This window comes from Mesorhizobium sp. M1329 (assembly GCF_040318035.1).
Lineage (GTDB): Bacteria > Pseudomonadota > Alphaproteobacteria > Rhizobiales > Rhizobiaceae > Mesorhizobium.
On the sequence record NZ_JAMYLN010000015.1, the window covers coordinates 113,890 to 135,765 of the forward strand.

The 21,876-nt window shown below is 63.9% G+C and carries 14 protein-coding genes and 1 pseudogene; 12 read left to right on the forward strand and 3 right to left on the reverse strand.

Annotated features, from left to right (window positions below):
- Positions 1–54: 54 nt before the first annotated feature.
- The 3 genes from NKH21_RS17385 to NKH21_RS17395 all read left to right on the forward strand — a co-directional run bounded on the left by NKH21_RS17385 (position 55) and on the right by NKH21_RS17395 (position 6,041).
- Positions 55–1,314: a metallophosphoesterase family protein gene (locus tag NKH21_RS17385; RefSeq protein ID WP_352516045.1), complete on the forward strand. Its 1,260-nt coding sequence runs from the start codon at positions 55–57 to the stop codon at positions 1,312–1,314.
- Positions 1,311–4,781, forward strand: a complete 3,471-nt coding sequence (locus NKH21_RS17390; RefSeq protein ID WP_352866369.1) for an ATP-binding protein — start codon at positions 1,311–1,313, stop codon at positions 4,779–4,781. Before NKH21_RS17385 ends, NKH21_RS17390 begins: the two co-directional genes overlap by 4 nt.
- Positions 4,782–5,660: 879 nt before the next feature.
- Positions 5,661–6,041: a hypothetical protein gene (locus tag NKH21_RS17395; RefSeq protein ID WP_352866372.1), complete on the forward strand. Its 381-nt coding sequence runs from the start codon at positions 5,661–5,663 to the stop codon at positions 6,039–6,041.
- Positions 6,042–6,665: 624 nt separating this feature from the next.
- Here NKH21_RS17395 and NKH21_RS17400 read toward each other — a convergent pair.
- From NKH21_RS17400 to NKH21_RS17410, 3 genes are all read right to left on the reverse strand, one after another.
- The gene (locus NKH21_RS17400) at positions 6,666–7,883 is read right to left on the reverse strand and encodes an MFS transporter (protein ID WP_352720380.1); all 1,218 of its coding nucleotides are present in this window, start codon (positions 7,881–7,883) and stop codon (positions 6,666–6,668) included.
- A gap of 57 nt (positions 7,884–7,940) precedes the next feature.
- Positions 7,941–9,377, reverse strand: a complete 1,437-nt coding sequence (gene rpoN / locus NKH21_RS17405) for an RNA polymerase factor sigma-54 (protein WP_352866376.1) — start codon at positions 9,375–9,377, stop codon at positions 7,941–7,943.
- Positions 9,378–9,446: 69 nt separating this feature from the next.
- Positions 9,447–9,980 carry a peroxiredoxin gene (locus NKH21_RS17410; protein WP_352516037.1) on the reverse strand — a complete coding sequence of 178 codons (534 nt, stop codon included), beginning with the start codon at positions 9,978–9,980 and terminating at the stop codon, positions 9,447–9,449.
- A gap of 1,660 nt (positions 9,981–11,640) precedes the next feature.
- Between NKH21_RS17410 and NKH21_RS17415 the strand changes: the two genes are divergently transcribed.
- The 9 genes and pseudogenes from NKH21_RS17415 (at position 11,641) to fni (ending at position 21,583) form a co-directional block, all read left to right on the forward strand.
- A complete protein-coding gene (locus NKH21_RS17415; protein ID WP_352720384.1) occupies positions 11,641–12,843 on the forward strand; it encodes a cytochrome P450 in 1,203 nt (400 codons plus the stop codon).
- Between the two features lie 90 nt (positions 12,844–12,933).
- On the forward strand, positions 12,934–14,223 hold the full coding sequence (locus NKH21_RS17420; RefSeq protein WP_352866380.1) for a cytochrome P450: 1,290 nt from the start codon (positions 12,934–12,936) through the stop codon (positions 14,221–14,223).
- 1 nt (position 14,224) lies between these two features.
- A pseudogene (locus tag NKH21_RS17425) lies at positions 14,225–14,350 on the forward strand (ferredoxin); the annotation flags it as partial.
- 168 nt (positions 14,351–14,518) lie between these two features.
- A complete protein-coding gene (locus tag NKH21_RS17430) occupies positions 14,519–15,361 on the forward strand; it encodes an SDR family oxidoreductase (protein ID WP_352491518.1) in 843 nt (280 codons plus the stop codon).
- A complete protein-coding gene (locus NKH21_RS17435) occupies positions 15,361–16,704 on the forward strand; it encodes a cytochrome P450 (protein ID WP_352491449.1) in 1,344 nt (447 codons plus the stop codon). The genes NKH21_RS17430 and NKH21_RS17435 overlap by 1 nt, the downstream gene beginning before the upstream one ends.
- A gap of 154 nt (positions 16,705–16,858) precedes the next feature.
- Complete coding sequence (locus NKH21_RS17440; RefSeq protein WP_352866456.1) at positions 16,859–17,851, forward strand: polyprenyl synthetase family protein; 993 nt, start codon at positions 16,859–16,861, stop codon at positions 17,849–17,851.
- Positions 17,852–17,998: 147 nt separating this feature from the next.
- Positions 17,999–19,549 (forward strand): hypothetical protein, encoded by a 1,551-nt coding sequence (locus NKH21_RS17445; RefSeq protein WP_352866384.1) that lies wholly within the window; start codon positions 17,999–18,001, stop codon positions 19,547–19,549.
- Positions 19,546–20,448 carry a terpene synthase family protein gene (locus NKH21_RS17450; protein ID WP_352866387.1) on the forward strand — a complete coding sequence of 301 codons (903 nt, stop codon included), beginning with the start codon at positions 19,546–19,548 and terminating at the stop codon, positions 20,446–20,448. Before NKH21_RS17445 ends, NKH21_RS17450 begins: the two co-directional genes overlap by 4 nt.
- Positions 20,449–20,533: 85 nt before the next feature.
- On the forward strand, positions 20,534–21,583 hold the full coding sequence (gene fni, locus NKH21_RS17455; RefSeq protein ID WP_352866390.1) for a type 2 isopentenyl-diphosphate Delta-isomerase: 1,050 nt from the start codon (positions 20,534–20,536) through the stop codon (positions 21,581–21,583).
- The last annotated feature ends 293 nt before the right edge of the window (positions 21,584–21,876 follow it).

Below are 21,876 nucleotides of genomic sequence, written 5' to 3' on the forward strand. Positions count from 1 at the left end.
CCTCGCTGCAATTTCAGTCGAGCTCAGAACACCTCTTTCCCTGGCGGAGGCCGAATGGCATTTCGATTCGTACACACGGCCGATATTCATCTCGACTCGCCGCTTCGTTCGCTGGCCATGCGAAATCCCGATCTTGCCGGGCTCGTGGGCGACGCCAGCCGCCAGGCATTCGTTTCGATAGTGGATCTCTGCCTTGAGGAACGAGTCGACGCGTTGGTCATTGCTGGCGACCTATACGATGGCGAGCAGACCTCGATGAAAACTGCGCGGTTTCTGGCATCGCAAATGACACGCCTGCACCAGACCGGCATCAGGGTTTTCAAGATCCGCGGCAATCATGACGCCTTGTCGCGGATTTCCAAACAGCTGGTGTTTCCCGACACCGTTACCATCTTCGGCGGTCGTGCTCAGTCGGTATTGCAGACAGCCGGCGGTCTGGACATCGTTTTCCACGGTTTGAGCTTTGCGAACCCAAAGGCCCCGGACAGCCTGCTGACCAAATATCCGGCTGCTCGTGAAGGGGCCGTCAACATAGGCATCATGCATACCAGTCTGGCTGGATCGCCCGGTCACGACGTTTACGCCCCCTGCAGCATCGCTGACCTGCACGCCCACGGTTTCGACTATTGGGCCCTCGGCCACATTCATGTTCGTCAAGTCTATTCCGGCGCAAGCACCGTGGTGATGCCGGGAATACCTCAGGGGAGGGATATTAACGAGGCGGGTGAGAAATCAGTCACCCTGGTGACGGTGCGCGACGACCGTTCGGTGGAGATCGAGGAACGGCTGACCAGCGTTGCGCAGTTCGAACGGGTGAGCGTCGACCTTACCGGGGCGGTGGAGTGGCCCGAGGCCGTCGCGTGTATTCGTTTCGCGCTCGAAGAGATGCGGGCCACCGTCCGATCGCGTCATGCTGTGGCCCGCGTTGGCCTGAGAGGGACGTCACCATTGTTATGGGCGCTGATCCGCGACAGGGACCTCCTTCTTGCCGAAGCCGAACAGGCTGCGGAACAGCTGGGCCATACGTGGGTGGAGAAGCTCGAGCTTGACCTCGCGCCGCCTCGGACGGAGACCGACGAGGATATTGCTGATCCGATTTTCGAACTCGGGCAATCAATGCGTGCCGATGCCACCTCGGAGGCCTTCCGCGCTGAGGCGAGGGCGTTCGTCCAAAAGATGGTCGCCGACCTTCCGGCCGACGGACGGGATTTTGCTGGGAAGGACGAAGCCGGGCTGGAGCAGTTCCTCGATCAGGTGCTTTCCAAGGGTGCGGACTTGGTCACTGCCCGCCTTAAGTCCGGTGGATCGTCATGAGGTTGCGGCGACTTGACCTCATTCGCTATGGAAAGTTCACCAATAGCACGATCGACTTCGGACCCAAACCGGAATCCGGACCTGACCTGCATATCGTGTTCGGCCTGAATGAGGCCGGCAAATCGACCGCGCTTTCCGCCTACTTAGACTTGCTGTTCGGCATCGAGGAACGGAGCCGCTACAACTTCCTGCACGAGTACAGCGCCATGCGCATTGGCGGCGTGCTGGAACTGGCCGGCTCCGAGCACACGTTCACGCGTACGAAACAGCGTACTAATTCGCTATTGAACGCGACGGGCCAACCGGTGAGCGACGTGGCGATCACGGCGCATCTCGCCGGACTGTCGCGTGACGCTTACACGACGATGTTCTCACTCGATGACGAGACGCTGGAAGCGGGCGGGAAGTCGATTCTGGAGTCGCGGGGCGACCTCGGCAAGCTCCTCTTCACGGCAAGCGCCGGTCTTGGGAACGCAAGTGATACGTTGAACACCCTCGAGGCCGAAGCAGACGCTCTGTATCGGAAGCAGGCGCATGGCACCGAACTGGCGCTCCTGAAGAAGCGCCTTGTTGACGTGAAGTCGCGCAGGGATGCGATCGATACCCTTGCATCAACCTACGAGGGCCTGGAGGCCGAACGTCTCGATGCAGCGCAGCAATACGACCGGACCATCAGTGACCGAGCGGTGCTGGTGGCCAGGCTGGATACCATTGCTCGTTACGTGCGTGCTGCGCCGATGCGGGCGGATATCCGGCGCAAGATTGCCCGGCTGAATGAGCTGCCGGACATCGCCTCCCCAGCTCGCACGTGGACGGGTAGTGTCACCGGACTCATCGATGACGATGCCAGCCTCAGAACGCGGCTGTCCGCAAACATCGACGAGGTCCAGCGCTTGGCGGCAAAAGTCACTGCGGTCGATGAGGATGGATCGATCCTGTCGATTTCCGAACGAATTCGCGGGCTTGCGGAGAGCAAAGTGCGCCATACCGCGGCTGGCTTTGACTTGCCCACTCGCAGGATGGGGCTGCAAATCCTCAACAACACCGTGGCAAGCTGCCTAGCCGCCTTGGGTCGATCTTCCGAGCCGGATCCTGCCGCGCTGCTTCTGCCTGCCGTCACCGTTGGCGTCGTTCGCGCTATGGTCGAGCAGAGGTCCGGGATTGCTACCGGGGTGCGCGCCGCCCGCGACGAGGCGGCGGCAGCACTCGATGTGCTGCAGGCGGCAAGGCAGCGGGTCGGCGAGGAAAGGGCAGTGCCCGAACCTGCCAGGGCAAGGCTGGGCTCGGCTTTGTCGAAAGCGCGAGCAAGCGGACACCTGGCGGAGATCAGGACGGCTCGCGAGGCAGAAGATGCGGGAACAATTCGATGGGAGGTGTCGCTCGCGCGCTTGCGTCCATGGAGAGGAGATGCCCTTGCTCTCGCCAACGTCGCGGTTCCGAGCGCCGGGCACATTGCCGCCTGGAAGACAGTAGCGTCAGAACTGGCAAGAAACACCGCCGTACTTGCCGAACGCCTCGCCGAATACGAGGGCAACCGTGCCATGCTCAAGGCTGGATTGGATGCCCTTCGTGCCTCGGTCGACGTTGTCGACGATGATGGGGCTGCCGCGATCCGCCGTGTCCGCGATGATGCGTGGGCAACACACCGCGCAGCGCTGACCGGTGACACCGCTGACGATTTCGCCGTGGCACTGGCGCGCGATGACATTGCCAGCGCGGGCCGGCTGGCCGGCGCGGCGGATCTTGCCGAGATCCGGGCAACGACTCGCGAACTGGCCGAGGTCGCGGCCAACCTGTCACGCAACGGCATCCAACGCACACAGCTCGGCAAGGATGTGGATACCCAATTGTTGGAAATCCGCGCGGCCGCCAGAGACCTGCTCGGAGACGCCGTGGAACCTTCGTCTGAGCGCCTGATCGAAAGGATCGAGGATCAGATCGAGGCGCGCAGCGATGCGCTCGCTGCCTGGGAGCAGATCGAACTTCTCCGCAGGAAGGCGGAGCGAGCCGCTGACGCCGGCGAGCAGATACGCTTGGAAATGAGAGCAGCGCTGGAAAGCGTCGGCATAGTATCAGAGCCCGGCGACACCCTCGAAGCAATCATGGCCATCGCTGAGCTGTTTCTGGATCGGCAGCGCAAGGTGGACGCAGAGTATGCCGAGGCGCTCAGAATGGTGGGCTCCAAAGAAGAGGATCTAGCGGCCCGACGGGTTGCCGTAGGCGTGGCGGAGCGTCGCGAGGAGGAATGGCTGGCCGGCATTGTCGAAGCACTCAAGGGAACTTGGCTCGAAAGCGGGCTCTCAGCATCCGGCGTCGGCACTGTGCTCGATCAATTGGCCGAACTGTCAAGAAGCCTGCAGGAACGGGACGATCTGCAGCTGCGTATCGACAAGATGGCGGCCGACAGGGCTAATTTTCTGGTCGAGGTCATCGCCGTAGCGGTTGAAGCCGACGAGCCGACGGAGGATGGCGAGCCGGAGCAGTTGGCCATCCGCCTTGCCGAGCGCCTGGAGCGCGCCGAGCGGACACGCGAAACGAAGGCAAGCCTCGGCCACGACCTGAAGCGCCTGAAGGAGGCGCGCGACATCCTCGACAATGAGATTTCGGCGCACGAACGCCGCAAGAACGAAGTGCTGGGCGTTTTTGGCGTCGCCACTTTGTCCGAGGTAGTCGAACGCGATGAGCTGCTGCGCGAGCGGGATGGATTGCGCGCTGCCGTCGCTGAACTTGAGGAACGGGTAGTGACGGAACTTGCAGTCGACGGATTCGAGGAGGCACGCTCGATCCTGGACGCGATCGATTTCGACAGCCTCACGGTCGAGAAGGCTGAGGGCGAGCAGCGGCTTCGCCAGTTCGATGAGATGATCCAGCAACAGCTGATCCGGCAGACACGCGCGGCCGATAAGCTGGACGCCATCGGCGGCGACAGCGCGGTTGCACACCTGGATGCCGAACGGCGCACAACCCTGTTGGAAATCGAGGAGAAGGCCGTTCGTTACATCGAGCTGAAGCTCGGCATCATGTCGGCTGGAAATGCTTTGCGGATCTACCGTGAGAACCACCGTTCGGGGATGATGGCGCGTGCATCAGACGCATTCAAGCTAATGACCCGTGGGCAGTATTCAGGCCTTACAACCCAGCCCGTGAAAGGCGGGGAGGTTCTCATCGCGGTGCAGCGCGACGGGCAATCCAAGCTCGCTGACGCGCTTTCGAAGGGCGCGCGCTTTCAGCTCTACCTGGCACTGAGGCTCGCCGGTTATTACGAGTTCGCGCAATTCCGGCCCTCGGTTCCCTTCATCGCCGACGACATCATGGAAACCTTTGACCATATTCGCTCGGAGGAGGTTTTCAGATTGTTTGGGGAGATGGCGAACACAGGTCAGGTCATCTATCTCACGCACCACAAGCACTTATGTGAAATCGCCAAGGCTGTTGTGCCACAATCTACCATTCACCAGCTGGATTAGGCTCGATTAGAATTCGCCTCAAAACGGTTCAACTAACCAACTCGTCTGACATAGGAACTTTCGATCGAATCCGTCATGACGTCCCATAGAGGTTGAGAAATGCCTATTTTGTTCTGCAATGTTGCGTGGATGAACGACTACGCCGGGCGGAGCGCGGATGACCCGCCTCTCGGTGGCGGGGCATTTCCGAGTAAGCAGGGTTATTGCGCGGAGGAATGCAACTTTGTTGCGGCCGATGACGGGTACGTTTACGGCTCTTCGAGACGATTAAGGGCGAATTGGATCGGCAGGTGCGCATCCAGAACTGGGTTCAGGCAAGCACGACGAATTTGTCGACGGGATCGACATCGTTTGGACGGCTCCGGAGGAAGGCAAAGATCCGCGCGTGGTGGTCGGGTGGTATCGCGGTGCGCGACTGTATCGCCACCGCCAGCACTTCAAGGGGCGTAACCCTTCCGCCCAGCATTACAAGGATAAGATCAGGTCGTTCAGGGCTAGGACACTCGCCGAAAATGCATTCGTGCTGCCCCCGGAGGATAGGCACCGTGGCAAAGGGTGGAGTGGCCAGGCAAGCTGGTGGTATGCGAACGATACGACAGATCGATCCGCCAGAGCATTCGTCAAGAGAGTAAAGGCATTTATCGAAGGCGAGCCAGTCGCTCCCCTCGGGGTATCGCCCGATCATGATGGAGGTCGTGGCCGACCGGCTGGAGCGGCAGCGTCCGACGTCTACAAACGGTATGTGCGGAAGTACGAGATCAATGTCCATCCTCAGCATGACAGTCTGCACAAACAGTTCGTAGCGTTTCTCAGCGAGCGATATCCGCGGATTGATTTTCCCGCTTGTTTTCGCGACGACCTTCGGTTGCGGTTGACGCAATGCCGGAAGTGATGGTCGAGATCAAGCCTGCTGATGCGGCTACGATGCGCTTCGCGATTCGCGCCGCGACCGGCCAGTTGCTCGACTACCGCCAGCATCAGCGGTGGACTGGCCGACAGGTAATTCTCGTCGGTGCGAAGGTGACGAGCAAGAACGATCTAAGTCTGGCGTTTGACAACGGCTTTGCCTGGCCTGGCCCATTGGAACCGGCGGATTCGAGATCCGCTGGCCCGACGGCGCTGGTTGATTGGCAAGCAAGCGCCGAACGTCCGGAGGCTAAAGCTCAGGGTCGCGATGGATCGGCATTGCTGCTTTCGGTGCCGAACCCAATCTCTCATGTGGGGATATCGCAGTCCTCCAAACGATGCTCAAGTCGGTAGTAATGGTCCCTCATGCTTCGCAATCGTGCAATCAGTCCTTACTCGCCGGCGCGCAGAGCTGTGACGAACTCGTTTTCCTCCGCGAACCTGCTTAGGAGAGATCGTATCGCGTACGTACGACATCGATGTTTTGCGCCAGCTCAGTGCGGCCAATTTCGTACGATTGCTTGAATTCAGCGTATATCACGCCGTAGATTCAATCAGTCTGCGGCGCAGTTCGATGAACACTGCATCGTCCGTCGATTCGGATAGTCTGGCATCCGACAGTATGTTTCTGACGTGGAGCTCAGTGACGCAGACCGCTGATATAGCACTTGTGTCAACGATCAACGCCAAACCGAGAGGCTTTCTTATCGTCTTGCATTTTGAGAAATTTCTACCCCTTGAGTGTCTCAGATGCGTATGCGCGAGCCTCTAAGGTCGCTGTACGTTGGCTTTAACGGTGCGGCAGATGCCGCGCACCGAGGTGCTTTGTCGACAACCGGTGTCGGTCGCCATGGCCCGGAGGTGAAGCCGGCGAGGCGCTTGCGCTGGTCCATGAGTAATCGTGCGGAGGACCGCGCCGCGCCGTGCCTCGCATCTCTCGTGCCGCTTGCGCTGCTGAGGCCTCTTCTGTCAGGCGGTCTAGGTTTCGCGCTTCGGGCCGAGCAGGAACACTGTCAGGGCGGCGGCGAACGTGGCAACAGCACTGTAGGCAATGGCACTGGTAATCCCGGCATTGTCCACCAATACTCCGCCGAAAATCGCGCCGGCTGCGATTGCCACTTGGAATGCTACGACCATCAGCACACCGGCGCTTTCGGCCTGCTCGGGAACGGCCCGCCGCACCATCCACGTCTGTAATCCCACCGGCACGGCGCCGAAGGCAAAGCCCCACCCGGCAACCGCAATCGCCGAGGCGAAGGCCGATGCTCCCGCCATCAGCAGCGAAACAGCGGCTATCGCTATGAGCAGCGGTGCAAGGGCCGCGACTGCCTTGAGACTGTACTCGGCCAGAAGCCCGCCGGCCAAATTGCCGAAGAATCCCCCGATGCCAAAAGCAAGCAACACAAGCGAAATCGTTTCGACGTCCAGAGCGGGAACCTTCTCGAGGAAGGCGCGGATATAAGTGATTCCGGCGAAGTGGCCGGAACCGACAAGCAGGACGACCACAAGCGCGACCTTGACCATCGGAATCTTAGCCACATTCAGCAGGCTGCGGAAGCTAGCCACTCCAATCGGAGGCAGTCTCGGAATGGTTATGAGTTGCACCAGCAGTGTAGCCGCGCCGCCGACTGCGGCGAGCATGAAGGCACTTCGCCATCCCCAGATATCGCCGACATAAGCGCCGATTGGAGCTGCGCAAACGGTAGCCACGGAAACGCCGGTGAGGATGATCGCCATAGCGCGCGGCAGGAGGTGGCTTGGAACGAGCCGCATCGCCAGTGCTGCCGACATCGACCAGAAGCCTCCGAGCGCTATGCCGAGCACGACGCGTGCAGTCAGGAGAACCGCCAGCGACCACGCGCCGGCCGCCAGAACGTCCGACAGGATCAGCAGCAGCGTCATCGCCCACATGACGAGCCTGCGGTCCAGGCGCTTTGTGATGATAGCCACTGTCGGCGCCGAGATCGCCCCGACGATAGCGGTCGCCGTCATCGCCTGTCCAGCCGCTCCCTCGGTGATGCCGAGATCATGTGCGAGCGGCGTGAGCAGGCTGACAGGCAGAAACTCTGCGGTCACCAGCCCGAAGGTGCCCAAGGAAAGCGAAATGACCGCACCCCATGCGGGACCAGACGGTGGGACGGGCTTTTCTGGGTCGTGCAGAACAGCGTCCACAACGCCTGCCGCGGATTGGGTCATGAACGAAGTCTCCACTTTGATGCAATGCAACCTGATGTTGGCTGCCTTGACCCAAATTTAAAAACACAAGCGCATTTCCCGGCGGCGTTGCACGGAGGAGGGGATGTTCATTGCTTCGCGATATTTTGTGACGGTGCGGCGCGCAACATCGATGCCGGTTTCCTTCAGCCGGGCAGCGATGTCCTCGTCGGAAAGCACGTCACCGTGAGATTCTGCGGCAATCATCGCTTTGATCCGATGGCGGACAGCTTCGGCTGAGTGCGCATCGCCGCCTTGGCAGGACGCGATTGCGACGGTGAAAAAATACTTCAGTTCAAAGACGCCGCGCGGGGTAAGCATGTACTTGTTCGAGGTCACCCGGCTTACCGTCGACTCGTGCACGCCGATCGCGTCAGCGACGGTTCTGAGATTGAGAGGGCGCAGGTGGGCGACGCCATGTTCCAAAAAGGCATCCTGCTGACGCACGATTTCAGCCGCAACCTTAACGATGGTCTTGGCGCGCTGATCGAGGCTGCGGATTAGCCAGTTCGCGTTTTGCAAGCATTCGTCGAGAAATGCTTTATCCTTCGCACTTTGGGCAGTTTGACGCGAGACTTCGGCATAGTAGCTTTGGTTGATCAGCAGCTTTGGCAGTGTGGCGGGATCGAGTTCGATCTGCCATCCCCCGTGCGGTGAGGGCGTGACCCAGATGTCGGGTATGATTGATTCAGACGCACCGGATTGGAATCGGTTCCCAGGCTTGGGATCGAGCGCCCGAATCTCATGCATCATGTCGAGAAGGTCTTCTTCATCGACTCCGCAATGCTGCTTCAGTGCCTCAAAATCGCGCCGCGCAAGCATTTCAAGATGGGCAACCAAAGCTGCCATTGCCGGGTCGAGCCGGTTACGCTGGCGCAACTGGATCTCGAGGCATTCTCTGAGACTTCGCGCAAAAACTCCCGGTGGATCAAATTGCTGCAAGGTTCCGAGAACCCGTTCCACAACAGCCTCATGGACATTCAGGCTCTCGGCCAGCTCCAAAAGGTTTGCCCGAAGATAGCCAGTATCTTCCAGATCGGCGGCAAGCTGGCCAGCGATCAGCCGCTCCTGTGGTGTGAACGCAGTGAGGGCGATCTGACGAGCGACATGGTCGTGCAATGTTTCGGCGAGGGTGGCAAACTCGTCGAGGGAAGGGCCATTGCCCGGCGGGTTGTTGGTCGTGTTGCCGAGTGATTTCCATTGCCCGAGCCGTTCAGGCGACCCTGCCCCGGTCGGTCCTTCAACGGCGTTTGCGCCAGGGCCGACAGGCTGATCCGCTCCCGAAATCGAGACGTCGTCAAAAGGCCCGCCATCGCTTGATGCAGATTCCAAAAGCGGGTTCTTCTCGATTTCCCGCTCCACGAACTGATGCAGTTCAGTATGCGCCAGTTGCAGCAGGCGCATCGATTCAATGAGTTGAGGCGATGCGACCATGGATTGCTTCTGGCGCTGAAGCAGGCTTGCTGAGGATTGCATGGTGAGCGCGAAAATCCTGTCGAGGAGCCTCTTGGAGCCGGCAATGGCACCACTGAGACGTATTCTAGGTCATGCGGCGGCTTTCAGCGTTTCGAGAACGTTTTGCGGGGACGAGACGCCATAGGGGTCGGCCTCGCAGTTGTCGGAGAAACCTTCCTCCTCGAACCAGTGCTCCACCACGCCATTGTTGATCAGGGCGGCGTAGCGCCAGGAGCGCATCCCGAAGCCGAGATTGTCCTTGGCGACCAGCATGCCCATTTTGCGTGTGAACTCGCCTGAGCCATCGGGGATGAGCTCGACCTGCTTCAGGCCCAAGGACTTCCCCCACGCATTCATGACGAAGGCGTCGTTGACTGAGAGGCAGTAAATCGCGTCAATTCCCTCCTTCTCAAACTCATCATAGAGCTCTTCGAACTGGGGCAATTGGTAGGTCGAGCAGGTCGGCGTGAAGGCGCCAGGCAGCGAGAACAGGATGACCCGCTTGCCGGCAAAGTAGTCGTCCGATGTCTTTTCTTCCCAGCGATATGGATTTGGGCCCTGGACTGACTCATCGCGAACACGCGTGAGAAAGGTGACGAAGGGAACCTTCTTTTGAACGGTCATCAACTTGCTCCTCAGGAAAAAACTGGCGCGCCGGATTCTGGCAGAGGCTGGCGCAATACCGAGCAAAGGCTCGTATGCCGGGGATGAAATGAGGCCCTCGCGGCTCGCACCCTCCTTTTTCCATCCCGATGTAGGGGAACGTCTTGGCTGCTGGTCTTCGCCACCCGAACGCCATCGATCTGAGCAAGTGGAGGCTGTCGAGCCGCTGGAGCAATCTTTCCAAGGCTATGGCGCCGGAAGCGGCATCCATCGCTCGCGCTCGTGCCCGGGACAAAGTGATAGCGGGCCCGAAGTAGCCAATATCGGACGCGTGTGGAGGCCTCAAATGTGACTTCACGCAAGAGACCCGCGTTACTGAGCTGGTTCGGCGTATTGTCGATATTTGCCAGTGACCCGCCGACCTTGGCTTCGGTGGCTCTTTGACGGGGCTCTTGGGCACTCACATGCTGATCAGAACCGGTAAACGGCAATTGCGCGAGCGCCATGTGTTGGCGTGCCGGCATCGGACCAGTCGTGCGCAAAGCGGCCGCCGAGGAGGGACCTCCGGAGGAGATGATGTACCGATGTTCAACGGGAACGGGCACCGTCTCCTCAGGCCACGGTCTAGAGCTTCGCGTGTCGGGCATGGCGCAAGTCGCTTTCATCGTGTTTTGATGGGCTCTGACCAGGAGCAGCAAGCGGCGTGCCATTTCAAATAGAGATGCTTTTGGACCGCCCCCTTTTTCTCGGAGGCCGTGTCTTAGAAGATCGGGCGCGCGCTATAACCGCCTCGTCACCACACGCAACAACGGTGCTGTATGGTGCGGGTATTCGGCGCTTCCGCCCCGGCTGGGCAAAGACGAACCGGAAGCCGAGCCGATGCACTACCTCACACCGGCGGGCACTGCAGCGATTGCGTAGCGTGTGCCACTAGCGTGTTCTTGCGTGCGGAGGCACGGCTATCGCGAACACGCGTCTGTCGCAGCAACCATGAGCGCGCGCTCTTCGGCAAGCGCCCTGATTCCGTGAGGATCGAATTCCACAATCGTGTCTGTTTGCCGCCCTCTTATGTTCGAAACTGGACCAGAATGTCGCAAGCCCGACCTAAAGGTCGCCCGAGGCGTTCTGTCCGACACTGTTCCGTCGCCTTTGTTGGCCCGCGACACCGGCTTATTTCGCCTAGCTCTTCTCTGGCCTCAGGCTAAGCCGCTGAGAAGCTGCCACAATCTTTTTCTGCTGCGGCCAAATTGGCACGAGATTTGAAGCACCTTCGTTGCGGGCCGGGAGCCGCCGACCGACTTTCATTTCGTGGATGGCACGAATGGAACGAAGAAAGAAAAGCAAAATGTCAAATCCGCGTCGGATAGCGTCTATGGGCAGGGGGTCCTCGGCGAAACCGCCCTTACCCAACAGCTCGCCGCCCTTGTCGACCCTTGCTCAGCAAATCTTGGCCGGCGGCGGCTCAAAGGCCCACCACACCGACCTTATCCTGAAATCGATGGTGCAGGATAAAGTTCTGCATCTCGCCGCGCGGTGTGCCTAGACAGTTACACGTTGGCCGATCTTGATAATCAGGCCGGCCGTCGGAGGACGTCATCTGTATGCCGTCTTAGGTCATTCGCTGCCGCAGCGCCCGCCGGTCACCTTCCGCCCTTCCATCGCTATAGAGTGAAGTGCCACCATGCCCGAACAACCTTTGCCGACGCTGCCGATGTGGCGCGTCGATCACATTGAGCCCTCGCCCGAGATGTTGGCACTACGCGCCAACGGTCCGATCCACCGCGTGCGCTTCCCGTCCGGGCACGAAGGCTGGTGGGTCACAGGCTACGACGAGGCCAAGGCGGTGTTGTCCGACGCGGCGTTCCGGCCCTCCGGAATGCCGCCGGCGGCATTCACCCCGGATTCGGTGATTCTCGGTTCGCCGGGGTGGCTGGTCTCGCACGAGGGGGGCGAGCATGCGCGGTTACGTGCGATCGTGGCGCCGGCCTTCAGCAACGGCAGGGTGAAGCTGCTCGCGCAACAGGTCAAGGCGATCGCCGCGCAGTTGTTCGAGACGCTGGCGGCCCAGCCCCAGCCCGCCGACCTGCGGCGCCACCTCTCCTTTCCGCTTCCGGGCATGGTCATCAGCGCGCTGATGGGCGTGCTCTACGAGGATCACGCCTTTTTCGCCGGGCTGTCGGACGAGGTGATGACGCACCAGCATGAAAGCGGCCCGCGCAGCGCGTCGCGCTTGGCCTGGGAAGAACTGCGTGCCTACATTCGCGGCAAGATGCGGGACAAGCGCCAGGATCCGGGCGACAACCTGCTGACGGATCTGCTCGCGGCGGTCGACCAGGGCAAGGCGACCGAGGAAGAGGCGATCGGCCTGGCGGCGGGCATGCTGGTGGCGGGGCACGAGAGCACCGTCACGCAGATCGAATTCGGCCTGCTGGCCATGTTCCGCCATCCGCAACAGCGCGAACGCCTGGTCGGCGATCTATCCCTGGTGGACAAGGCGGTGGAGGAAATCCTGCGCATGTACCCGCCGGGCGCGGGCTGGGACGGCATCATGCGCTATCCGAGGACCGACGTGACTATCGCGGGCGTGCATGTTCCCGCGGAGAGCAAGGTGCTGGTCGGCCTGCCGGCGACGTCGTTCGATCCGCGCCATTTCAAGGACCCGGAAATCTTCGACATTGGACGTGACGAAAACCCGCACCTGGCGTTCTCCCATGGGCCGCACTACTGCATCGGCGCGGCGCTGGCCAGGCTGGAACTCAAGGTGGTGTTCGGTTCGATCTTCCAGCGCTTTCCCGCGCTGCGCCTGGCCGTGGCGCCCGAAGAACTGAAGTTGCGCAAGGAGATCATCACTGGCGGGTTCGAGGAGTTCCCGGTGCTCTGGTGATGCGCGGACGCCACCGGGAACCGCGATGTTCTCCGAATTCGCCGGCGCGCCTGCCGCGCGCCGGTCAGATCAGCCAGCAACAGGTGACCAATGGATGTACAAGAAACCACGGCAGCATGCCGGGACGCCTTCGCCGAACTGGCGTCGCCAGCGTGCATCCAGGACCCGTATCCATTCATGCGGTGGTTGCGCGAGCACGATCCGGTGCATCGCGCGGCGTCGGGCCTCTTTCTGTTGAGCCGCCACGCCGACATCTACTGGGCGCTCAAGGCCACGGGCGATGCTTTTCGGGGACCGGCGCCGGGCGAACTGGCGCGCTATTTCCCGCGGGCGGCGACCAGCCTGTCACTCAATCTGCTGGCGTCCACGCTAGCCATGAAGGAACCACCGACTCATACGCGTCTGCGCCGGCTGATCTCGCGCGATTTCACCATCGGCCAGATCGACAACCTGAGGCCGACCATCGCTCGCATTGTCGCAGCGCGCCTGGACGGCATGGCGCCCGCGCTGGAGCGCGGGGAGGCGGTGGACCTGCATCAGGAATTCGCGCTGGCCTTGCCCATGCTGGTTTTCGGCGAACTGTTCGGCATGCCCCAGGACGACACGTTCGGGCTCGTCGCCGGCATCAGCGCCATTCTGGAAGGCCTGAGCCCGCACGCCAGCGATCCCCAGCTCGCCGCGGCGGACGCGGCCAGCGCGAGGGTGCAGGCCTACTTCGGCGACCTCATACAGCGCAAGCGCACCGATCCCCGCCACGACATCGTGTCAATGCTGGTCGGCGCACACGACGACGATGCCGACATGCTGTCGGATGCGGAATTGATCAGCATGCTCTGGGGCATGCTGCTGGGCGGCTTCGCCACCACTGCCGCGGCCATCGGCCATGCGGTCCTGGCGATGCTGGCGTATCCCGAACAGCGGCACTGGCTGAAGGGAGATGCCGTGGGGGTGAAGGCATTCGCCGAAGAAGCCCTGCGCTACGACGCGCCCGCCATGTTCAGCTCCATTCCGCGTATCGCCCAGCGCGACATCGAACTGGGCGGCGTGGTGATCCCGAAGAACGCGGACGTGCGCGTGCTGATCGCGGCCGGCAATCGCGACCCGGACGCCTTCGCCGATCCCGACCGCTTCGATCCCGTGCGGTTCTACGGCACCAGTCCTGGCATGTCGATGGACGGGAAGATCATGCTGACCTTCGGCCACGGCATCCACTTCTGCCTGGGTGCGCAACTGGCCCGAGTGCAGTTGGCCGAGAGCCTGCCGCGGATCCAGGCGCGCTTCCCCGCGCTGGCATTGGCCGAGCAGCCGACCCGGGAGCCCTCCGCGTTCCTTAGGACGTTCCGCGCGCTGCCGGTGCGGCTGCATGGGCAGGAGGGCTGAGATGCGCGTCCTGGTCGATCAGGATCTGTGCGGAACTACCGGGCAGTGCGTGCTGACGCTGCCGGGCACCTTTCGCCAGCGCGAACCGGACGGCGTGGCCGAAGTGTGCGTGGCGACGGTCCCGCAGGCGCTGCACGCCGCCGTGCGGCTTGCGGCCAACCAGTGCCCGGTCGCCGCCATTCGGGTCATCGAAAGCGACGCTGGCCATGACGAGCGCGCCGGCGCCGACCCTGCGCCTTCTCCGGCGGAGGCCGAGCGGCATGCTGCGAAAGACCAATACAATTCAGGAGACACGATGGGACGGTTTGAAGGCAAGGTGGCCGTGGTGACCGGCGCCGGCGCCGGCATCGGCAAGGCATGCGCTCTCGCCATCGCGCGCGGGGGCGGCAGAGTGGTGGTGGCCGACATTGATGGCTCGGCGGCCATCGCCTGCACCGCGCAGATCGCGGCCGAAGCAGGCCACGCGCTGCCCATAGCCATGGATATCGCCGATGCGCAGGCGGTGGCAGCGCTGTTCGAGACGGCGGAGCGGCACTTCGGTGGGGTCGACCTGCTGGTGAACAATGCGAGCGCCATGCATCTGACCCCGCGCGACCGCGCGATCCTCGACCTGGACCTGGCAGTCTGGGACCAGACCATGGCGACCAATCTGCGCGGCACGCTGCTCTGCTGCCGGCAGGCCATCCCACGGATGATCGCCCGCGGCGGTGGCGCGATCGTCAACATGTCGTCGTGCCAGGGGCTCAGCGGGGACACCGCGCAGACGTCCTACGCCGCGTCGAAGGCGGCGATGAACATGCTCTCGGCTTCGCTCGCCACCCAATACGGTCATGCGCAGATCCGCTGCAACGCCGTTGCGCCGGGTCTCGTCATGACCGAGCGTCTCCTCGCCAAGCTGGACGAGTGCATGCAACGGCATCTGCGCCGTCACCAGCTCCTGCAGCGCGTCGGCCGCCCCGAGGACGTGGCCGCGCTGGTGGCGTTCCTGCTCTCCGACGATGCTGCGTTCATCACCGGTCAGGTCGTGTGCATCGATGGCGGCATGCTGGCGCATGTGCCGACATACGCCGACGGTGGCAACAGCTGCGCCGCGCGCCCTGCCGGCCACACCGAATCGGCGGCGGCGGCGCGCTGCTGATGGACATGCTGCTCAACCCGCTCAACCGTCGGCACCGGCTGCGATGCGACATCCCGGTCATGCCTGGCGCTTTCCCCCTGGTCGGGCATCTTCCCGCCATTGTCTGCGACCTGCCGCGCCTGCTGCAGCGCGCAGAACGGACGCTGGGCAGCCACTTCTGGCTGGATTTCGGCCCTGCCGGACACCTGATGACCTGCGTGCATCCGGATGCGTTCGCACTGCTCCGGCACAAGGACGTGTCCTCGGCGCTGATCGAAGAGATCGCGCCCGAATTGCTTGGCGGAACGTTGGTTGCCCAGGACGGCGGCGCGCACCGGCAGGCGCGCGATGCGATTAAGGCGGCGTTCCTGCCCAAGGGGCTGACCCAGGCCGGCATCGGCGACCTGTTCGCGCCCGTCATCTGGGCGCGGGTGCAGGCGTGGCGCGAGCGCGGCGACATAACCATCCTGCGCGAAACCGGCGACCTGATGCTCAAGCTCATCTTCAGCCTCATGGGAATCCCCGCGCAGGACCTGCCGGGATGGCATCGCAAATACCGGCAACTGCTGCAGTTGATCGTCGCGCCCCCGGTCGACCTGCCCGGACTGCCCTTGCGGCGAGGCCGCGCCGCCCGCGACTGGATCGACGCGCAGTTGCGCCAGTTCGTCCGCGACGCGCGCGCGCATGCCGCGCGCACCGGGTTGATCAACGACATGGTGAGCGCCTTCGACCGCAGCGACAATGCGCTTTCCGATGACGTCCTGGTCGCCAATATCCGCTTGCTGCTGCTTGCCGGTCACGACACCACTGCCTCGACGATGGCCTGGATAGTGATCGAGCTGGCGCGGCAGCCTGTGCTGTGGGACGCCCTGGTCGAGGAGGCGCAACGCGTGGGCGCGGTGCCGACCCGGCACGCGGACCTGGCGGAGTGTCCGGTCGCCGAGGCGCTGTTCCGCGAGACGCTGCGCCTGCATCCGGCGACCACGCTCCTGCCGCGTCGCGTCCTGCAGGAATTGCAACTCGGCCAACGGCGCATTCCCGCGGGCACCCATCTGTGCATCCCGCTGCTGCATTTCTCGACCTCGGCGCTGCTGCACGAGGCGCCTGATCAGTTCCGCCTGGCGCGGTGGCTGCAACGCACGGAGCCGATCCGGCCGGTGGACATGCTGCAGTTCGGTACCGGCCCACACGTCTGCATCGGCTACCAACTGGTATGGCTGGAAATGGTGCAGTTCTGCATCGCCTTGGCGCTGATCATGCACAAGGCCGGGGTGCGGCCGCGGTTGCTGAGCGGCGTCGAAAAAGGCCGGCGGTATTACCCGACCGCACATCCGTCCATGGCAATCCGCATAGGCTTCTCATGAGCTGGCATCGCATGCCCCGTGTGGCGAGGCAGCGGCGCCGGCGAGGCGCGGCATTGCTGCACTCAGCGCACGCGCTCGGTGCGACCCCGGCAACACCGCTGCGGCTTGGCGCTCGCTGTGGTCATCTCGTGTCAGGTACAAGGACATGAAAAACATGCAGACCGGTTCCACGCTACACGACGACCGAACTGGCGTTTCCGCGCTCGGCGGATTGGGCGCGCAGGCGCGCGGCGCATCCGGCAGGCTGCTGCCGGAGATCTGGATGCAGGACGGCGCAAAGCGGGTCGAACAGACGCTGGCGCGTCTCCTCTGCGCCGAAGACGACGGTGAGACCGAGCTGATGGCGGCGATGCGCTACGCCACCTTGCATGGCGGGAAGCGCACCCGCGCCTTGCTCTGTCTGGCTGCCGGCGCACTGGCCGACACGCCGGCGCACATGCTCGACGACGTCGGCGCCGCCATCGAGATGATGCACGCCTGTACCCTGGTCCACGACGACCTGCCGGCGATGGACGACGACGTGCTTCGCCGCGGCCTTCCGACCGTGCACGTCAAGTTCGGCGAAGCCACTGCGATCCTGGTCGGCGATGCGCTGCAGGCGCACGCCTTCCTGACCCTGGCGAGCCTGGATGCGCCGGGCGACAACCGTATCGCGCTCGTGCGCGAACTGGCGCAGGCGGTGTCCGCCGAGGGTGCCGCAGGCGGGCAGGCCATGGATCTGTCGCTGGTCGGAAAGCACGCCGAGCTGGACAGGATCGTGGCGATGCACCGGATGAAGAGCGGAGCGCTAGTGCGCGCGTCCGTTCGCATGGGCGCGCTATGCTCCATCGCGGAGGATGCCGCGCACGCTGCGCTGTACTGTGCGCTCGATCGGTACACCGCCTGTTTCGGCCTGGCGTTGCAGGTGGTCGACGACATTCTCGACGCGACAGCGGATACCGCGACGCTGGGCAAGACCCCCGGCAAGGACGCGGCGGCGCAGAAGCCGACCTGCGCGTCGATCATGGGGCTGCAGGCAGCGCGCCAGTTCGCGCTGGATTTGTTGCGCGACGCCGGGGAGGCCATCGTCCCGCTGGGGCCGAGTGCGGAACGGTTGGCGCAGATGCTGCAGCGGGCCAACGTGTATCTGTCCGCGCCATACGCATGAGCGCGTCCGTTCGCATGGACTCGCCCCTGTGCTGCTGCGATCGGCCGGCGGGCGGTGCATGCTGCACTGTGTCCGAACCGGCGGCGACGTGCGCGGCGTCTGCCCGATCCTGCTTGTCGTTAGCCCTCTGCAGAAGGAACATCCCGCGTGAACGCGCTGTCCGAACAGATCCTTTCCGAATTGCGCCACCTGCTGAGCGAGATGAGCGACGGCGGCAGCATCGGTCCATCCGTCTACGACACGGCGCGAGCTCTGCAGTTCCACGGCAACGTCACCGGTCGGCAGGACGCATACGCGTGGCTCATCGCGCAGCAACAGGCCGATGGCGGATGGGGAAGCGCGGACTTCCCGCTGTTCCGCCATGCGCCCACGTGGGCGGCGTTGCTGGCATTGCAGCGTGCCGATCCTCTTCCCGGCACTGCCGACGCAGTCCAGGCTGCAACCCGGTTCCTCGAGCGCCAGCCCGATCCCTACGCGCATGCGGTGCCGGAAGACGCGCCGATCGGCGCGGAGCTGATCCTGCCGCAGTTGTGCGGCGAGGCCGCATCCTTGCTGGGCGGCGTGGCGTTTCCGCGCCACCCGGCGCTGTTGCCGTTGCGGCAAGCGTGTCTGGTCAAGCTGGGGGCGGCGGCGACGTTGCCGAGCGGCCATCCGTTGCTGCACTCCTGGGAAGCCTGGGGGACGTCGCCGACCACCGCATGCCCGGATGACGACGGCAGCATCGGCATCAGTCCGGCGGCCACCGCCGCGTGGCGTGCGCACGCCGTGACACAGGGAAGCACGCCTCAGGTCGGGCGCGCCGACGCGTATCTCCAGGCCGCATCGCGGGCGACGCGCAGCGGCATCGAAGGTGTCTTTCCCAACGTCTGGCCGATCAATGTATTCGAGCCATGCTGGTCGCTGTACACCCTGCATCTGGCCGGTCTGTTCGCGCATCCCGCGCTCGCCGAGGCGGTGCAAGTGATCGTCGCGCAGCTCGACGCCCGCCTGGGCGTGCGCGGTCTGGGCCCGGCCTTGCACTTCGCGGCCGATGCGGACGATACCGCCGTTGCGATGTGCGTCCTGCGCCTTGCAGGCCGCGACCCGGCGGTCGATGCGTTGCGCCATTTCGAAATCGGCGAGCTGTTCGTCACCTTCCCCGGCGAGCGCAATGCCTCGGTGTCAACCAACATCCACGCCCTGCATGCGTTGCGAATGTTGGGAAAGCCCGCCGCCGGCACGAGCTCCTACGTCGAGGCCAATCGCAACCCGCACGGTCTATGGGACAACGAAAAATGGCACGTTTCGTGGCTGTATCCCACCGCGCATGCGGTCGCTGCGCTGGCGCAAGGCAAGCCCCAGTGGCGCGACGAGCGCGCGCTGGCGGCGCTCATGCAGGCGCAGCGCGACGACGGCGGCTGGGGCGCCGGTCGCGCGTCCACATTCGAGGAAACCGCCTATGCGCTGTTCGCGTTGCACGTGATGGACGGGAGCGAAGAGCCGACAGGGCGCCGGCGCATCGCGCAGGCGGTGGCGCGTGCGCTGGAGTGGATGCTCGCCCGCCATGCGGCGCATGCATTGCCGCAGACGCCGCTGTGGATCGGCAAGGAACTGTATTGCCCCACCCGGGTGGTGCGCGTGGCCGAACTCGCCGGGTTGTGGCTGGCGCTTCGTTGGGGGCGGCGCGTCCTGGCCGAGGGAGCAGGAGCGGCGCCATGATCCAGACCGAACGCGCGCTGCAGCAGGTGCTGGAGTGGGGGCATTCCCTGACCGGGTTCGCCGACGAGCATGCCGTGGAAGCGGTCAGGGGCGGCCATTACATCCTGCAGCGCATCCACCCGAGCCTGCGCGACACCAGCGCCCGCACCGGCCGCGATCCGCAGGACGAAACGCTGATCGTGGCGTTCTATCGCGAACTGGCGCTGCTGTTCTGGCTCGACGATTGCAACGACCTTGGCCTGATCGCGCCGGAGCAGCTCGCCGCGGTGGAACTGGCGCTTGGGCAGGGCGTGCCGTGCGCGCTCCCCGGATTCGAGGGCTGCGCTGTGCTGCGCGCTTCGCTGGCCGCGCTCGCCTACGATCGTCGCGACTATGCTCAGCTTCTCGACGATACCCGGTGCTACTGCGCGGCGCTGCGCGCCGGACACGCGCAGGCGGCAGGGGCGGAACGCTGGTCCTACGCCGAGTACCTGCACAACGGCATCGATTCGATCGCCTACACGAACGTGTTCTGTTGCCTGTCGTTGCTGTGGGGGCTGGACATGGCGACCTTGCGCGCGCGTCCGGCGTTTCGCCAGGTCCTGCGGCTCATCTCCGCGATAGGGCGCCTGCAGAACGATCTGCATGGACGCGACAAGGACAGGTCGGCCGGCGAGGCCGACAACGCGGCGATCCTGCTGCTGCTGCGCTATCCGGCTATGCCTGTGGTGGAGTTCCTCAACGTCGAGCTGGCCGGCCATACGCGCATGCTGCACCGGTTGATGGCGGAAGAACGCTTTCCCGCGCCGTGGGGACCGTTGATCGAGGCCATGGCGGCCATCCGTGCGAAGTATTACCAGACCTCGACCAGCCGCTACCGCAGCGACGCTGCGGGGGGAGGCCAGCGTGCGCCGGCCTGAACGCGCGGGAGGCGGCGGCGTGCGCGCGCTGCCGTCGGTCCGATCCGACGCAACGCCGTCGCCCGATGCCACGGATGGAGCGAGCATGAGCGACACCGCCCTGAGCCGGCGCAAGGACGACCATCTGGACATCGTGTTGGATCAGCGAACGGCGCCGGCCACGGTCGCCGCCGGCTGGGAGTACATCCGTTTCGAACACTGCGCATTGCCCGAGTTGGACCTGACGGAGATCGACCTGCGCGCCTCGCTGCTGGGCAAGACCATGCGCGCGCCGCTGCTGATCAGCTCCATGACCGGCGGCATGCCACGCGCCGAGGCCATCAACCGGCATCTGAGCGAGGCAGCGCAAGCCTTGGGGATCGCCATGTGCGTCGGTTCGCAGCGCGTGAGCCTGCAATCCCGCAACTCCCAGGGACTGACGCGCGCGCTGCGCCGCCTGGCCCCAGACATTCCCTTGCTGGCCAATATCGGCGCCGCGCAACTGCGCGAGGCCGACGGCCTGGACCTGGCGCGCCGGGCGGTGGATGCGCTGGAGGCCGATGGACTCATCGTTCATCTCAATCCGCTGCAGGAAGCGGTACAGCCGGAGGGCGACCGCGACTGGCGCGGCGTCCTGGCGCAGATTGCTCGCGCCGCGCGCAGCGTGGGCGTGCCGATCGTGGCCAAGGAAGTGGGGTCGGGGCTGTCCGCTTCGGTGGCCTCTGCGCTCGGCGACGCGGGCGTGGCGGTGATCGATGTCGCCGGCGCCGGCGGCACCAGTTGGGCCGCGGTGGAGGGCGAGCGCGCCCGCGATGCCGCCGACCGTGCAGTGGCGATGGCGTTCGCCGACTGGGGGATTCCGACCCCGGCCAGCGTGGAGGCGGTACGTCGGGCGCTGCCCACGGTGAAGCTGATCGCGTCGGGCGGGATCCGCGACGGCGTCGACGTGGCCAAGGCCATCCGCCTGGGCGCGGACATCGCCGGGCAGGCGGCCGGCGTGCTGCGCGCGGCTACGGTATCCACCGAGGCGGTTGTCGCGCACTTCGAGATCGTCATCCGCCAGTTGGCCGTCGCCTGCCTCTGCACCGGCTCGGCTGATCTGGCAGCGTTGCGTCAGGCGCGCTTGTTGCCCTCGGCGCATCTGCCCGCCGGTTGATGCCGGCGTCGCCCGCACGTGGCGGCGGGCGCCTAGTCTCACTGAGTCAGAAAGTCGCGGATGCGGGGCGATTCGCGCTGGTCGCCGAATTGATGAGGGAAGCGCCCCACCATGCCCGACTGGACAGCCGAGAGTGAAGCCGCATTTGACGCCTAAGTTGATCGATTTGATCGGGCTGATCGGTCACGCCGACCGAGCTGAGCCCTTGAAGGGGTCGGAACAAGGTGCGCCGGGAGACCGGCAGAGAGTAGATGGTGCAAATCCATTGCAATGAAGGAGTAGCGATCCACATT

Bases quoted from the DNA above. Each gene is read 5' to 3' on its own strand.
- NKH21_RS17450 (WP_352866387.1), top strand. From the start codon at position 19,546: ATGATCCAGACCGAACGCGCGCTGCAGCAGGTGCTGGAGTGGGGGCAT.
- NKH21_RS17400 (WP_352720380.1), bottom strand. From the start codon at position 7,883: ATGACCCAATCCGCGGCAGGCGTTGTGGACGCTGTTCTGCACGACCCA.
- fni (WP_352866390.1), top strand. From the start codon at position 20,534: ATGAGCGACACCGCCCTGAGCCGGCGCAAGGACGACCATCTGGACATC.
- NKH21_RS17390 (WP_352866369.1), top strand. From the start codon at position 1,311: ATGAGGTTGCGGCGACTTGACCTCATTCGCTATGGAAAGTTCACCAAT.
- NKH21_RS17435 (WP_352491449.1), top strand. From the start codon at position 15,361: ATGGACATGCTGCTCAACCCGCTCAACCGTCGGCACCGGCTGCGATGC.
- NKH21_RS17385 (WP_352516045.1), top strand. From the start codon at position 55: ATGGCATTTCGATTCGTACACACGGCCGATATTCATCTCGACTCGCCG.
- NKH21_RS17430 (WP_352491518.1), top strand. From the start codon at position 14,519: ATGGGACGGTTTGAAGGCAAGGTGGCCGTGGTGACCGGCGCCGGCGCC.
- rpoN (WP_352866376.1), bottom strand. From the start codon at position 9,377: ATGCAATCCTCAGCAAGCCTGCTTCAGCGCCAGAAGCAATCCATGGTC.
- NKH21_RS17415 (WP_352720384.1), top strand. From the start codon at position 11,641: ATGCCCGAACAACCTTTGCCGACGCTGCCGATGTGGCGCGTCGATCAC.
- NKH21_RS17440 (WP_352866456.1), top strand. From the start codon at position 16,859: ATGCAGACCGGTTCCACGCTACACGACGACCGAACTGGCGTTTCCGCG.
- NKH21_RS17395 (WP_352866372.1), top strand. From the start codon at position 5,661: ATGCCGGAAGTGATGGTCGAGATCAAGCCTGCTGATGCGGCTACGATG.
- NKH21_RS17420 (WP_352866380.1), top strand. From the start codon at position 12,934: ATGGATGTACAAGAAACCACGGCAGCATGCCGGGACGCCTTCGCCGAA.
- NKH21_RS17410 (WP_352516037.1), bottom strand. From the start codon at position 9,980: ATGACCGTTCAAAAGAAGGTTCCCTTCGTCACCTTTCTCACGCGTGTT.